The organism is Actinoplanes aureus (assembly GCF_015704865.1).
Lineage (GTDB): Bacteria > Actinomycetota > Actinomycetes > Mycobacteriales > Micromonosporaceae > Actinoplanes > Actinoplanes aureus.
Genome location: NZ_JADQTO010000012.1, coordinates 282,832 through 296,775, shown reverse-complemented (window position 1 = coordinate 296,775; position 13,944 = coordinate 282,832). Strand labels below are relative to the sequence as shown.

General features: G+C 68.0%; 12 protein-coding genes and 1 pseudogene. 3 read left to right on the top strand and 10 right to left on the bottom strand.

All coding sequences use genetic code 11. From position 1 onward, the window contains the following. Positions 1-114 precede the first annotated feature (114 nt). Positions 115-1,287, top strand: a complete 1,173-nt coding sequence (locus tag I4J89_RS25870; protein WP_196416649.1) for a tetratricopeptide repeat protein — start codon at positions 115-117, stop codon at positions 1,285-1,287. Between the two features lie 4 nt (positions 1,288-1,291). Next, complete coding sequence (locus I4J89_RS25865; protein ID WP_196416648.1) at positions 1,292-2,182, top strand: zinc-binding dehydrogenase; 891 nt, start codon at positions 1,292-1,294, stop codon at positions 2,180-2,182. 244 nt (positions 2,183-2,426) lie between these two features. Here the strand turns inward: I4J89_RS25865 and I4J89_RS25860 are convergent, their stop codons facing one another. From I4J89_RS25860 to I4J89_RS25840, 5 genes are all read right to left on the bottom strand, one after another. Next, positions 2,427-3,047, bottom strand: coding sequence for a response regulator (locus tag I4J89_RS25860; protein ID WP_196416647.1), 621 nt, complete (start codon positions 3,045-3,047; stop codon positions 2,427-2,429). Then, positions 3,044-4,390, bottom strand: coding sequence for a sensor histidine kinase (locus I4J89_RS25855; protein WP_230859559.1), 1,347 nt, complete (start codon positions 4,388-4,390; stop codon positions 3,044-3,046). Before I4J89_RS25855 ends, I4J89_RS25860 begins: the two co-directional genes overlap by 4 nt. Positions 4,391-4,396: 6 nt before the next feature. Beyond that, positions 4,397-5,161: an ABC transporter permease gene (locus I4J89_RS25850; RefSeq protein WP_230859558.1), complete on the bottom strand. Its 765-nt coding sequence runs from the start codon at positions 5,159-5,161 to the stop codon at positions 4,397-4,399. After that, positions 5,161-6,096: an ABC transporter ATP-binding protein gene (locus I4J89_RS25845; protein WP_196416646.1), complete on the bottom strand. Its 936-nt coding sequence runs from the start codon at positions 6,094-6,096 to the stop codon at positions 5,161-5,163. The genes I4J89_RS25850 and I4J89_RS25845 overlap by 1 nt, the downstream gene beginning before the upstream one ends. Before the next feature lie 300 nt (positions 6,097-6,396). After that, positions 6,397-6,885 (bottom strand): hypothetical protein, encoded by a 489-nt coding sequence (locus I4J89_RS25840; protein WP_230859611.1) that lies wholly within the window; start codon positions 6,883-6,885, stop codon positions 6,397-6,399. Here I4J89_RS25840 and I4J89_RS25835 point away from each other — a divergent pair. Next, positions 6,769-7,278, top strand: a pseudogene (locus tag I4J89_RS25835) (IS6 family transposase); the annotation flags it as partial. The gene I4J89_RS25840 and the pseudogene I4J89_RS25835 overlap by 117 nt on opposite strands. Before the next feature lie 753 nt (positions 7,279-8,031). Here the strand turns inward: I4J89_RS25835 and I4J89_RS25830 are convergent. From I4J89_RS25830 to I4J89_RS25810, 5 genes are all read right to left on the bottom strand, one after another. Further along, positions 8,032-8,271 (bottom strand): hypothetical protein, encoded by a 240-nt coding sequence (locus I4J89_RS25830; RefSeq protein WP_196416643.1) that lies wholly within the window; start codon positions 8,269-8,271, stop codon positions 8,032-8,034. Further along, complete coding sequence (locus I4J89_RS25825; RefSeq protein ID WP_196416642.1) at positions 8,258-8,533, bottom strand: hypothetical protein; 276 nt, start codon at positions 8,531-8,533, stop codon at positions 8,258-8,260. Before I4J89_RS25825 ends, I4J89_RS25830 begins: the two co-directional genes overlap by 14 nt. A gap of 530 nt (positions 8,534-9,063) precedes the next feature. Beyond that, positions 9,064-10,563, bottom strand: a complete 1,500-nt coding sequence (locus tag I4J89_RS25820) for a recombinase family protein (RefSeq protein WP_196416641.1) — start codon at positions 10,561-10,563, stop codon at positions 9,064-9,066. Between the two features lie 355 nt (positions 10,564-10,918). Beyond that, on the bottom strand, positions 10,919-12,616 hold the full coding sequence (locus I4J89_RS25815) for a histidinol-phosphate aminotransferase family protein (RefSeq protein WP_309238482.1): 1,698 nt from the start codon (positions 12,614-12,616) through the stop codon (positions 10,919-10,921). Between the two features lie 115 nt (positions 12,617-12,731). Further along, the gene (locus tag I4J89_RS25810; RefSeq protein WP_196416640.1) at positions 12,732-13,475 is read right to left on the bottom strand and encodes a hypothetical protein; all 744 of its coding nucleotides are present in this window, start codon (positions 13,473-13,475) and stop codon (positions 12,732-12,734) included. Positions 13,476-13,944 lie beyond the last annotated feature (469 nt).

Here is a 13,944-nt window from a genome sequence, read left to right as displayed (position 1 = left end):
CCAGCCCGACCAGTCCAAGAACCCGTCGGACAACGACTAACGCAAGCGTGCGAACCACCATGACCGACAGCCTGCCGCACCGAGTCTTCGCTGCTCACCGGCTGTAACGCTGAGATGGCACCCTTCAGGCCCAACCTGCGCGCCGTACTCGACCACGCCGGCGATCCGGACCTGACCATCCGGCTGGCCTGGTACTGGTACCTGCGCGGCAAGCACAGCGAAGGGCATCGCCGGCTGTCCGCGGTCCGCGACGATGCCGAAGCCGCGCTGTGGGCACAGGGGTTCGCCCTGCTGACCGGCAGACCGGCGGCCGACCGTCTCCCCGCGACCGGAACCAGCCCTCGGGCGCGCTGGTTCCTGGCCCTGGCGCACCTCCACCTCGGGGAATCAGTGCGCGCCAGGGAACTGATCGACGGGGCGCTGGCCGACTTCCGAGCGGCGGGCGACCAGTGGGGTACGGCGGCGGCGCTTGCCAGCCGTACAAAACAGGCTCTTTTCGAGGGCGATCTCGCCCTCGCCGAACGCAGCGGCACCGAGAGCCTCGCGTTGTTCACCGCCCTCGGTGATCGGTGGGGCCGGCTGCAGGCCGCCGACATGCTCGGCTACCTGGCCGAGATCACCGGCGACTACGAGCGTGCCGCCCGGCTGCACCGCGACGGGCTGCGCCACGCGGAGGAACTGCACCTCTGGGTGGACGCGTCCTACCGGCTCGCCAGCCTGGGCAGGATCGCGCTGCTGACCGGTGACTTCGACCGCGCCGAGGAGTTCCACGAGCGGGGCCTGCGGCTGGCGGCCGAGCAGTCCAGCCCGTTCGCCGTCGCGTTCGCGCGGACGGGGCTCGCGCTCGGCGGCCGACGCTCCGGCGACCTCGACGGCGCCGAACGGCACCTGCGGGACGCGTTGGCCTGGCACCGGCGCATGGCGGACGAGCACGGCACACCGCACTACGGCATGACCCTGGTGCTGGCCGAGCTCGGCTTCCTCGCCGAACAGCGCGGCGACGCGGTCCACGCCCGCACCTGGCACCTCGAGGGTCTGACGGTGGCCACCGCGCTCGGCGACCCGCGCGCCATCGCGCTGGCCCGCGAGGGACTGGCCGGAGCGGCGGCGCTGGCGGGCTCGGCCGAGGAGGCCGAAGCTCTGCTGACCCAAGCGGCCGCGCTCCGCGAATCGGCGGGAGCGCCGCTGCCAGCCGCCGAACGCGGCGACGTCACGCGGATCGAGGCCCGCATCCGGGCCGCCGTGCGCCGGCCGTCAGCCGGTCATGCGCGGCCCGGATCAGGCTGACCCCATGAAAGCGCTGATCTACCACCCCGGCCTGACCCTCGCGAGTGTCCCCGACCCGGTGCCCGGCCCCGGCCAGGCTCTGATCAAGGTCGCCGCGACAGCCCTCAACTTCGGCGAGATCGCCTACCGTTCCCCGCGCCCGCGACCCGGCCACATCCCGGGCTGGGACGCCGCCGGCATCGTCGTCCAGCCCGCCGCCGACGGCTCCGGACCCGCGGCCGGAACGCGCGTGGTCACCTTCGGCTGGGCCGAGCTACGCGCCGTGGACACCGGCGAGCTTGCCATCGTGCCGGACCACGTCGACCTCGGGCTGACCAGCGCGCTCCCGGTCGCCGCCGGAACGGCTCTGCAGGCCGTACGCCGACTCGGATCGATCGCCGGCCGCCGCATCCTGATCACCGGCGCGTCCGGCGGCGTCGGCCGCTACGCGGTCCAGCTCGCCGCCCGCGCCGGTGCACACGTCATCGCCTCGGTCGGCAGCCCCGACCGCGCCGCGGGCCTGCCCGCCCTCGGCGCCGCCGAGATCGTCATCGGACCCGCCGGCCTGCGCGAACGGGTGTACGGCGTCCTGGACAACGTCGGCGGGCAGCAACTCGCCGACGCTTTCCTCCGGCTGGAGGACGACGGCGTCGTCCAGGCCGTCGGCAAGGCATCTCGCGAGCCGACCATGATCGACTTTGAGGAGGCCCGCGTCCGCTCGCAACGCGGGCGGATCGAGAACTTCAACATCAGCACCCCGCTCGGCGACGACCTCGCCCACCTGGTCGGGCTGCTCGCCACCGGAGAGCTGGACGCCCAGGTGGGCTGGCGCGGGCCGTGGGTGAAGGCTGCCGAGGCCGCCGCGGCCCTGCTCGACCGGCGCGTCGCCGGCAAGGCCGTCCTCGACGTCCCGTAGCAGGTCGGCTCTCAGCGTTCCGGCGACCGGGCGGTGCGCTGTCGTTGTCGGCGCGACCCGGCGTGATGGCGCGCCGAGTAGGCGGCGCCCAGGGCGCTGCGCCGAGGCGGCGGGTCCGCCGGCAGGCCACGGCCGGGTTGAAGCGCTGATGCAGCAGCCACCGCAGTGGACTCAACCCGCTGTCGCGCCGGCCGTAGCCCGGCCACCGACACTCGCACGCCGCGCGGTGCCCGGCTGCGGGGGGTCACGTGAGCAGGCGACGACGGTAGCCCTCGGCCACCGCCGAGGCTCGATCGCGAACGCCGAGTTTGTCGTAGATGTGTTGCAGGTGGGTTTTGATGCTCGCTTCGCCGATGAACAACGCTGTAGCGGCCTCTCGATTCGAATTGCCGTTCGCGACCAATTGCAGCACCTGCTTCTCTCGGTCGGTCAGTGTGCCGGCGCCGGGCCTGCGAACCTGCCCCATGAGGTGCTGCGTTACCGACGGCGCGAGCACCGACTCTCCCCGCGCGGCTGCACGGACGGCTCGCATCAGTTCGTCGGGCAGCGCGTCCTTCAGGAGATAGCCAATCGCACCCGCCTCGATCGCCGGCAGGACGTCGCTCTCGCTGTCGAAGGTGGTCAGGATCAGCACTCGGGCACTCGGGGCCTGCTCGCGCAGGGCCGCGGTGGCGGCGACGCCGTCCATCCCGGGCATCCGAAGGTCCATGAGCACGACATCCGCTGCCAGCAGCGTCGCACGTTCGATGCCCTCGGCGCCGTCACCGGCCTCACCGACCACGACGATGTCCTCGGCGTCCGCAAAGGTGTCGCGAAGGCCGCCCCTCACGATCGGATGGTCGTCGACGATTACCAGTCGAATCATCGGTCGGTCTCCTCCTGTGCTCTCGTGCTCCCGGGGGCGATCGCCGGAACGCGCGCACTGACGGATGTCCCTTCGCCCGGTGCGCTCTGCACCTCTACGTGACCGCCGACGCCTCGGATGCGCTGGCGCATGCTCGTCAGGCCGAAGCCGGTGCCGACACCTTTCGCGAACCCGCGGCCATCATCCCGCACGTCCAACAGCACCTCGGGGCCCGTGTACGACAGCGTGACACCGACGCGCGAGGCCTCCGCGTGCTTCGCCACGTTGGTCAGCGACTCCTGGGCGACCCGGAAGAGCGACACCTCGATCGCCGGGCTCAGTGGCTCTCGGGCGCCGGTGACCTCCACCCGCGCTCTGATCCCCTGGTCCTGCGACCATCGCTCGGTCAGCGTGCGCAGCGCGTCGGGGAGGTGCGCTCGCCCGAGTTCCTGGGGAGCGAGCGCTTGCACGGACCGTCTGGCCTCGGTCAGACTGCTGCGCGCGAGCCGAAGTGCACGCGCAACGTGTTCTTCCGTCTCGCCGTGCACACTCGCGGAACGCTCCGCTGCCTGGAGTTGTGTGATGATGCCGGCGAGACCCTGGGCCAGCGTGTCGTGGATTTCGCTGGCCAATCGCTGCCGCTCGTCCTGCGCCCCGGATTCACGGGCCTGGGTGACCAGTTGCGCGTGGAGCCCGGCGTTCTCGTGCAGTGCCGCCTCGAGTCGTTCGACGAGTTCCTCCCGCTTGCGTTCCTCTGGCTCGCTGCGCGCTGTCAGCAGGATGCCCACCCCGATCGCCGCAGTCTGCACGGCGACGATCAGGATGAACTCCGCGAGCATCCCTGGGGTGGGGTTGGCCCACACGCGCATCGCCGAGCCGTTGAGGGCCACGGAGGTGGCCAGGACTCCGAGTACCCCCAACGGCCACGGCGTGAGCAGGTACGCGTGGAAGAAGCCCGCGATGGTGAAGAGAAGGAAGATCTCGGAGTACGTCATGAGGGTGACACACAGTGTCAGCAGCCCGACGAAGTAGATGCCCGCCGACACAGGCCGGAGCGTCCTCCTCTTGATGGGCAGCGTGTGCCCGAACAGCACCCACGGCACCGAGACCGTGACCAGCCCGAGGGCGGATGCGCCCTCGGGCCAGAAGCGTTCTCCGGAGGCCGGAAGCACCCACGAGAAGTAGATCGCCGTCGAGATCGTCAGCAGCAGCCACGGTGTGAACAGCTGCAGAAGGTCCCAGACCCGCAGCTGCTCCTTCTTCCAGGCCAACCGGGAGCGATTCGCGATCTCCGCCTCTTCCGTGATGGCGGATCCGTACGTCCCGAAGCTCGGGCGCTCACCGGTCCCGGCGTCCCGCGTCATCGACACCTACTCCCAGCGGAAGAACTTCGCGGCGACCGCGCTCGCGGTCACCGCGACACCCGCCATTATGGCAATCTGCAGCCAGAAGGGCTGGCCACCGGCGGTGGCGGTGATCTCGCCCGCTTCGGCGGACCACGCCGCGGTGAGAGTCTGCAGCCCGGGCGGTAGAAATTCGCCGGCCTCGCGCAGCACGTCGGGCATGAGGACACGGGGCAGGAATGCCCCGCCGAAGAACATCAGCGCAACGAACAGGAATGTACCGATCTGGTTCGCGGCACTGCTCGTGCGGGCCACGGCCGCGGAGATCATGCCGAGCCCGAGCAGTGCCGCATAGCCGACGACGAAGGCGACGGCGAACTCCAGGGGCCGCTCGGGCGGCGCGATATCCAGCACCGCCCAGGCGAGGAAGATCATGAGTGCCGCGGAGACGACCACGGAGGCGAACGCGACGATCATCTGCGCGAGCAGGACGCTCCGCGGATGCGCAGGAGTGGTCGACAGCCTGCGCAGGATGCCGCGCTCACGATACGTCGCGATCACCGCCGGGACGTGCTGCACGGCGATCATCACCATCCCGAACACCAGTGCGGTCGGCGCCCAGATGTCGATGGACCGGAGCCCGCCGGTTTCCGGCGGCGACTCTCTGAGTGCCGGGATGGCACCCAAGCCGAGCAGGAGTCCCGTCGGGAACAGCACACCGAAGATGACGGTGGCAGAGTCCCGAAGGAAGAGTTTCGTCTCGACCTTGACCATCTTCAGGCGAGCACGCATCAGTCAGCCTTCCTCTCGGAGCGTTCTGGAGATTCCGGGGCGCGTCCTGTAAAGGCCACGAACGCGTCGTCGAGGTTGCGTCGGTCGACGCGGAGATCCTGCGCCACGACCTGCGCCCTGGCGAGAGCCCCCGCGACGATGCTCAGAAGCTGTCCCCTGCCGGTGACCAGCCAGCGGTCCCCGGTGACCTCGACATCGGCCACGTCGGAAAGCTCGGTCAGGACACTGCTGTCCAGCGGCTGACTCACGCGGAACCGGACCCGCTGCATCGCGCTCGCCTGCGCAATCAGCCCTGCCGGTGTATCCACTGCGGCAACCCGGCCTCCATCGATGACGGCGATCCGGTCGCTGAGCCGCTCCGCCTCATCCATAAAGTGCGTGACAAGCAGGATCGTGACACCCGAGTCACGAACCTGCTCTATGAGGCCCCAGGTATCGCGCCTCGCCTGCGGGTCCAATCCCGTCGTCAGCTCGTCGAGAATCGCGACCTTCGGATTGCCGACCAAAGCGAGCGCGATCGAAAGTCGCTGCTTCTGCCCACCTGAGAGAGCCTTGTACCGCGTGTTGCGCTTCTCGGTAAGACCTAGGAGCTCCATGAGCTCGCGCCAATCGACGGGGTCCCGATAGAAGGAGCTGTAGAGCTCGAGCGCTTCGGCAACCTTGATCGCGTCCGGGAGGCTGCTCTCCTGCAGTTGCACGCCGAGTCGCTCACGCACCTCCGCCCGGTCCTTGACCGGGTCGAGTCCCAGCACAGAGATCGAGCCCGAGTCGGGCGTTCGCAGCCCGGCGATGCTCTCGACGGTTGTCGTCTTGCCGGCGCCGTTGGACCCAATGATGCCGAAAATCTCCCCCGCCTCAACGGTGAAAGAGACGTCCTCGACGGCAACATGCTGCCCGTAGCGCTTGTGCAGATTTCGTACTTCCAATGCCGTCACACTGCGAAGTTACGAGCGCACCGCCCTCGCCACGTCCACCGCAGCGTCTGAGCTCGGGTTGATTCGCGCCTCCACCATTTGGTGGATCTACAACACCTTGCGGAGCGCCCGAAGCCCCGTTTGTTGTCGCGCTATCTGGCGAGACAACTTAAGCCGCATAACCTACAAAGTACGTGAATCAGACGCCCTATGAGCTGGCGTCATAACGCTGTCTCGTACCCAGGTGCGGCACGTTGTTCACCGGAGCGCGGGAACGGACGGGTCGGTCGTCACCCGATGGCGTTCTGCGGCTGACCTGGTTCAGTCGGCGTCCCCGGGCTCGGATACCAGGTGGACGATGGCGGCTGGACTGGTGACCCAGAACGCGGTGTCGCTGTCCAACGGCTCGATCTCGTCGCACCGGTCAACTCCCGCGGCAGCTAAGTGATGCGCGGCTGTCGCCGTGTCGGAAGTGGTCACTTGCAGCCACAACTCGGCCTGGCTCACCCCTGGTACGCGGTCGATCCACAGATGGTTGGACCCGAAGGCGAACCCCGTTGACTGCGGACCGGAGGTGAAGGGGTTGTCCAGCTCGCGCAGGGCGAGGGTATCCCGATAGAAGGCCACAGTGGCCTCCCACTGGTGCGGCGGCACCTTCATCGCGATGTTACGTCCGCCCTCGAAGGAGGGACGGCTCTGGCCGTTCGTCCGGTCAGTCGCCGCTCGCCTGGTGACCGGTGGTTCGTCGACGAGACTTACGTCAAGGTCAACGGAATCTGGCGCTATGTGTACCGGGCCGTCGACCAGCACGGTCAGGTCATCGACGTGCTGCTCGCCACCCGTCGAGACGCCGCGGCGGCTCGCCGGTTCTTCACCCGCGTGCTGCGCACGCTCAAGGTGATCCCGAGCGAGGTGGTCACCGACGCCGCACCGGTCTACATCGCCGTGCTGGAAGAACTGGTGCCGGCGGCTTGGCACCACGTCGAGCAGTATGCGAACAACCCGATAGAAGCGGATCATGGTCGGCTCAAGCACCGTCTGAGACCGATGCGCGGACTCCAGACTGATGAGACTGCGCAGGTGGTGATCGCCGGGCACGCCTTCGTGCAGAATCTGCGCCGCGGCCACTACGAACTCGGAACCGAAGCCCTACCCGGCCTGCGGATCGCCGCGGCGTTCACCGAACTCGCCAAAGCCATCTGATGCCTGCTCTCGGCCGACCTCAGCGCGCCCGCTGATCTCGCAACGCAACAGCGCCACTGAATCTTCTCCCAGGTTTCGATGTCTCCATCAAACCCGGGGCGGGACACTTCAAGACGCACTCTGAGTTGGCAGTGCAGAACGCCGAGTCCCCGCGAGCCGCGTCGCTGCGTGGGTTCTTGGAGACGGCACCCGCCGAGGACGGCATCAAGACCAGCTTTTCCCCGTCCGCAAACGTCCCGGCAAGATCGCGAAGCCGGTCTGGCTCGACCTCCAGCAATCGGCGCCACTGATCCGGGACAACCGCAGACAACTTTCGCCACGCCGCGCGAGCACGCAACCATAGTCACGGCACGGGACTTCGTCACCAACCGTAGTCCCTCGGTTGCGCCGAGCTTGGCATGATGGCCGACCACGGTTCGAGCCCGAGGCCCTCAAGCGCCACTACCCAGCCGGCGGGAGGGCTTATCGCGATGGTGAAGAAGACAGCAATCGAATGCTGGCAGGATTTCTGGCGAGTGATCGCCAGAGCCCACGCGGACGCATGTAGGCGGGAAGCCGCCGACCTAAACCAGAAGGAAGCCGATCAGGCGAGTTCACACCGCGATACGACCGGTGACCGATAAATCGCCGCGGATGAAGGCATTACCTCTCGAGCCACGAGCTCGCAGCCGCGATGGCCATCCGGGAATTCATCGCGTCGCCTCAACCACCGCCGTCCACATCAGAAACCGCAGATCTTACGCTCGACACGTGTCATTCCTCGTCGTCATCTATATCCTCGGGCGAGGATGCCTGCTGCGAGCAATCCACCACTACCCCGGTAGCGAGCCGATGCGCGCCTACCGCACTGAGTAGTTGCTCGTAGAGGTCAGGGCGTATGAGAAGGTCCGTGCCGTGAACGGCTGGTTCGAGCGGGCTGTAGCTCCCGTCATGGACGAGGAATCCCCGCCATTGACGGCCGACCATCGCTACGCCGTCGTCATCGATCAGCACGTGGCGAAGCCCCGGATTCTTCCGTCTGCGGAGAAAGTATCTTCGACAGCTCACGGTCCAGACTCGTGTGCTTGATCTGAACGCGAATCCTCCGCCCTGTCCGGTATTTCACGGTCAGATCATCGAACCGATCACCCGGTTCGCCCTTCGTGTCGACGATCACCTGGTCGGCGGTACCAAGCATCAGGTCTACGAGAGCGATGCCAGTGATGAGGTCTTGGTACGCATAGCCGTAGTGAGTCGCTCTCAAATTCATACGCATCCTCGGACTTTGTTCCTGCCCGAGAGCCGACCTCAGATCAACCCTTCGACGGGCAGGGCGCACGAGCTGATCTTCACGTTACCGTGACACAGTCCAACGGCCACATGGTTGCAGCGATCCCCTCCGCGGCGGGTTACAGCAGCCTCGGTGACACAACAAATCGACCTACCGGTCGATGCCATACACCTTCCGGCGACTTCGCCGATCCGTGCCGGCGTCGCTGCACGAGCAGTTGACACCCGGTAGACCACTCCCGGAAGCATCACCGCACCGTAGCCCCCACGGGCCTCGATCCACTCACGCAAAGGCGTTGCGCTAGGTACGCGGCCAACGCATCCTGTAGCGCTGTCGAGTGGAGTACCTGACACTGCCTGAGCTGGGTTCGCCGGCAGTTTCCGAGGTTGCCAAGCTGACCACAGGCTTCATCGCTCTCAGCCTTCCGGTGCCGGCGGACAAGCCAAGACACCGTCAAACGAACAGGTAGACAAGACCACAACTCGATACGGCCAACACGGCGAACGGGTTCGGATTCAATCGACGACTACAGCACACCAACGCTCTCGATCTGCCTGCCAGAGCGGAACCAACTCCAGCTTGTCCGGACCGAACGGGCCCGGATGGACCACCACACGTTTGAACACCGCAGCCAGAGCCTCGCGCTTGTCATGCGGCGTGAACCGATCCCACTCGTCCAGCAGATCACCGAACTGACGAACGTAAGTGATACCGCTTGCCGCGACCCGCTTCTCGGCCAGCCGCTTACCGGCCTCAGCCGCTGCCAGCGCGTCGGCGATCTCGGCGCGCTGGCGCACATAGTCCTCGCGGTCGATCAACTCGTCCGTCCAGGAGTCTGCCAAACGCGCACGCTTACGCATTAACCGAGAGATATCCGCATCAAGTGCCTCAACGTCATTCGTCGCCTGACGCCCAGCCTCAAGACGCCGCGCCTCCTCGGTAACCGATTCGCCCCGCTGCACGTGCCGCTCAACCCAACCGAGAATGAACCCCATCGCCCGCAGGTCAGACACATTGTTCGGTTCATGAGCTTTGGAAACGGCCGCACGATTGCACGTCCAGTTCAGCACACGCCTCCGGCCCGACGTGCTCGAGACCATCGCGCTGCCACAATCCGGATATCCACAGAACATCAGACCAGACAAGGCATGGGATGCCGTTCGCGACCGAGGTGCCATCCTCGCCTGGGCCGCACGCCGCTCGCGATACCGCTCGAACAACTCCAGCGAAATGATCGCCTCGTGGGCACCCCTACGCCAGACGTCGAAGTCGGCGATCTTGTACTTCCCCGCGGCCGCCGTATCCGACCGCTCCCTGATCCAGCCGGCAGCGAAGCCGGTATCGAGCATGTGACCGAGCCGGCCGCCGTTCCACAGGATGCCCGTCGTCGTCCGCAGCCCCGCCGCATTCCATTCCAAGGCCATGCCACGCAGCGACGCTCCACTCACGTACGCCTCGTACGCGGCTTTCAGCGTCTCCCGCAGCGACTCGTCAACCCGATACCGCTTGCCCTCGTAGACGTATCCCCACCGAGGCTTCCCATCCGTCGGAAGACCATCACGGCGACGCTTGTCCTGCGCTTCCTTCCAACTGTCCGAGATCATGTCGGACTGAAGCTGCGCAATCGACAGCAGCTGATCTCGCGTGAACCGGCCGATCGTCGTCTTCGGATCCACGTCCTCGGTCGCGGCCCGCACAATGCCGCCGACCTCCTCGACCGCCGCGAGGTGAATCTGGGACTCCTTGAGGTTGCGGCCCCACCGCGACCACTTCCAGAGGATCACGTAGGACCAGCGGCCCTCCTTGACGCCCTGGATCACCTCTTTCACGCGCCGCTTGGCGAAGTAGCGACCCGACTTGTCGATGTCCTGAATCTCCGCGACGATCCTGATGCCTTCGCGCTCCGCCAGCATGTCGATCGTGTGACGCTGCACCTCGGGCGAGATCAGGTCATCGCCGCGGCCACCCACCTTGGAAACGCGGATGTAGGCGACCCCCGTACGTCCGTCTGCCATGCCCGGCTCCTCCCCCATGATCCAATGTAGCCGGGTTTGGAACGCCTGACGCCGGTCAGCCACACCGGATTCCCGGCCGAGTCGACGATCTGGTTGCCCTGCACGTGGAGCCAGTCGTCGGCCGGTACGGCGGCGGCCGCCGGCGCGGCTGGTGCCATCATGCCGGTCAACGCCAAGGCCAGGCCGGTGGCGGCCGCGGCCAGGCGTCTTCTTGCCCTTCTGTCGAACACGGTTGTACTCCTTGAGGCGGGGAACGGGAGGGAGTGGGAGCGCTCCCAGCAACATCTTGTAACGTCGAAGCCTTTCGATACAAGCTTTTCCCGAGCCGGAACCGGAGCCGGAACCGGGAGCCAGGTCAGGCGACGGCGGCGAAAGCGGCGACGATCCGGGCGTTGGCCGCCGGGTCCTTGACGGCCACCCGCACCGTGCGGCCCTCGAACGCCGGTGACATCGGGGACAGATCACGCAGGTAGACGCCGTGCCGGCGGCACTCCTCGACGAACCGGGGCGCGCTTTTCGCGTACCCCGGCATGGTGACCAGCAGGAAGTTGGCAGCCGCCGGATCCACCTGGAACGCCCGGTCGGTGGCCTGCAAGGCCGCCGCCAGGTCGGCGCGCAGCGACGCCGTCTCCCGCCAGCGCGCGGCGTAATAGGCCGGGTCGCGCAGCGCCGCGACCGCGGCCAGCTGGGCCGGCAGGCTCACGGCCCAGGGTGGCGTCCAGCGACGGAGTCCGGCCGCGGTCGCCGGATCGCTGACCAGGTATGCCACCCGCATGCCGGAGAGCGCGTACATCTTGGACATCGACGTGCAGACCGTGACGTTGGGTGCGGCGCCGGCCAGCGAGTGCTCGAGACCGATGTAGCCCACGTAGGCCTCGTCCACCCAGACCCGGGTCTGCCGCGGCACCTGCGCAATGACCTCGCGGAGGGTCGTCGCGGGCAGCCACCCGCCGGTCGGATTGTTCGGGTTGATCAGAACCGCGAGGTCGTAGGCGCCGCCGGCCAGCGCGGCGGCGAGCCGGTCCGGATCGATCCGCCACCGCTCGGCCCGGGTGAGCGGCAGACGGTCCACCTCGCAGCCGATCACCTCGGCGGTGACGTGCGCGTACTCTCCGTAGCCGGGGTCCAGGAGCAACACCCGGCTGTCCGGGGTGAGCCACTGCCGGAACGCCCGGAAGATCAGATCGGACGAGCCGGCTCCGACCGTCACCGAATCCTCCGGCACACCTCGGGTGGCCGCGATCTCGGCGCGCAGTCCGGCCGCGTCCACCGGCGGGGAGGTCCGGGCCTGCCAGGCCGGGTCGTCGGCGAGCGCGGCGAGCACTCCGGGCGCGGGCGGGAACCACGCGTCGAGCACGTCGGCGGCTACCACCTCGTGCCGGCGGTGCAGGTGGCGGAAGTCGGCGCCGACACCCTCGAACGAGGCACCGCCGTGGAGGCAGCCGTCCGCCCCGGTCCGCATCGGAACGTCGAGGCACCAGTCCACGTCCGGGGCGAGGCGATCGAGCGCGGCGCCGTACCGCTGCCGGATCCGCTCCGCCAGCTCGCCCACCGTCGCCATCATGACCTCGAAGGTCACCGCGCCGGAGACCACGGTCTGCCCGGTCGGCCGCAGCCCGGCGGCCCGGTACATCCCACCCAGATCGGCGCGCCCCATCGCCACCATCCGCCGCCCGCCGCGCGACTGCACCCAGCGCAGCGCCGCGTACATGAGCCACGGCCCGGCCACCGTGCGCCGCCATCGCGGTTCCACAGTGAGAATCCGAACCTCGAACACGTCCGGTTCGTCCAGCACCGGCAGCTCAGCGCGGGACAGATATTTGTCCAGCGACCACCGCCCGGCCCACGGCGGCGTGATGCTCACGAACCCGACCGGGATGTCCGCGCTGGTGACCACCAGGTACACGACGCCGAGACCGTCCATCGCATCGCTGAGCCGCCCCGCCTCGGTGGTGGCGTGCTGGCCGAGCTCCTCCGCGTAAACGGCATGCCGCAGCCGGAAGATCCAATCACGATCGGCAGCCGTCCCCGCCCGCAACCCCCACCGCGCCACACAAACCCCTTTCAAAACCCTTCATCAGTACGCCCGACGCAGCGTCCCGCCCCCACCACGCGATCAAGTGCCCACTCCAGGCCCCAGCGCCGCCGCCGGGCTGATGCGCCGGGTGTCAGACAGCGGGCGGCGAGGCGGCGCCGCAGGTGTGCGCCGGCATGCGGCGCCGCAGGCGCGAGGTCAGATAGCGAGCCGGCGGATGCAGCACCTCGGGATGCAGCATTCCGCCCGGCACCGGAGCCCAGGCGCGCGGATCGAGCCGGTAGCCGGACCCGTCGCAGGCCAGCGCCATCACGGTCAGCGTGTCGGCCACCATCTGCGCGAAGTCGGCGCCGTCGGCCCAGTCCAGGCAACGCCGGTGCACGCTCTCCAGCAGAGCCCGGCCGGCCACGCAGTCCAGCCAGTGAAACTGGGCCACGGCTCGCATCGCGGCAGCACAGTACGCGCGGACCTCGTCATGGACGGCGGCGGCCAGCTTGAAATACTCGGTGCACTCCGCGACCGCCGCCGGATCTCCGGCGCAGCAGGCGATGTCGGCGACCACCGCGCTCGCGGCGAACAACCGCTCGTCAGCCACCCCGGTGACAACCGTGAGTGCCTGCGCGGACTGCGCCGCTCCGAACGCCTCCCGAAGATGAAAACCCTGATCGTCAGCGGTCACGCAGTGCAGGCGCAGATGAGTCTCGGCCAGCAGCAGGGCGCGGACCGGCGGCTCCCAGTCATCACGCCGGTGCAGCGTGCGCAGCGCCTGCTCCGGATTGACGAGAACGGACCGGCGAATCATCGACAGCGTTGCGGGGCCGGCCGGCAGGCTGTTCCGCCGCGACCGCGCGGGAGCCTTGTTCTCTTCGGACAGCACCCCATCCCTTCCGGCGCACCGACCAGCAGATGATCACCGTGGGCACCCGGGCCATCACCAGTCGTGATCAGATCCTCACCCTCGGACCCGGACGCACGGAAGGGCCAACCGTCCACTTTTCCGCACCTTTCTGCCACCCGGCGGCAGGCTGCCGCCGCAGCCTCTCGGTGGCGGCATCGACGCGAATGCAGTGAGCCGAGCTCCCAAAGAGCTCTGATCGAATTTGGTTCTGGGTACATCGCACGTAGCGCAAGATCACGAAACTCACGGCACGCAGCGGCCGGCCGTCGCTAACGAACGCCATGAGACCCGGTGACGTGCGTAGCCGACGGCTGCCAGGCGCCGGCCGTCGCTGGCGCACGCTATAAGGCCCGGTGACGTGCGTGACCGACGGCCGACAGGCGCGAGCCGTCGCTGGCGCACGCTATGAGGCCCGGTCAGGTGCGTGGGCTACGGCTGGCAGGCGCGG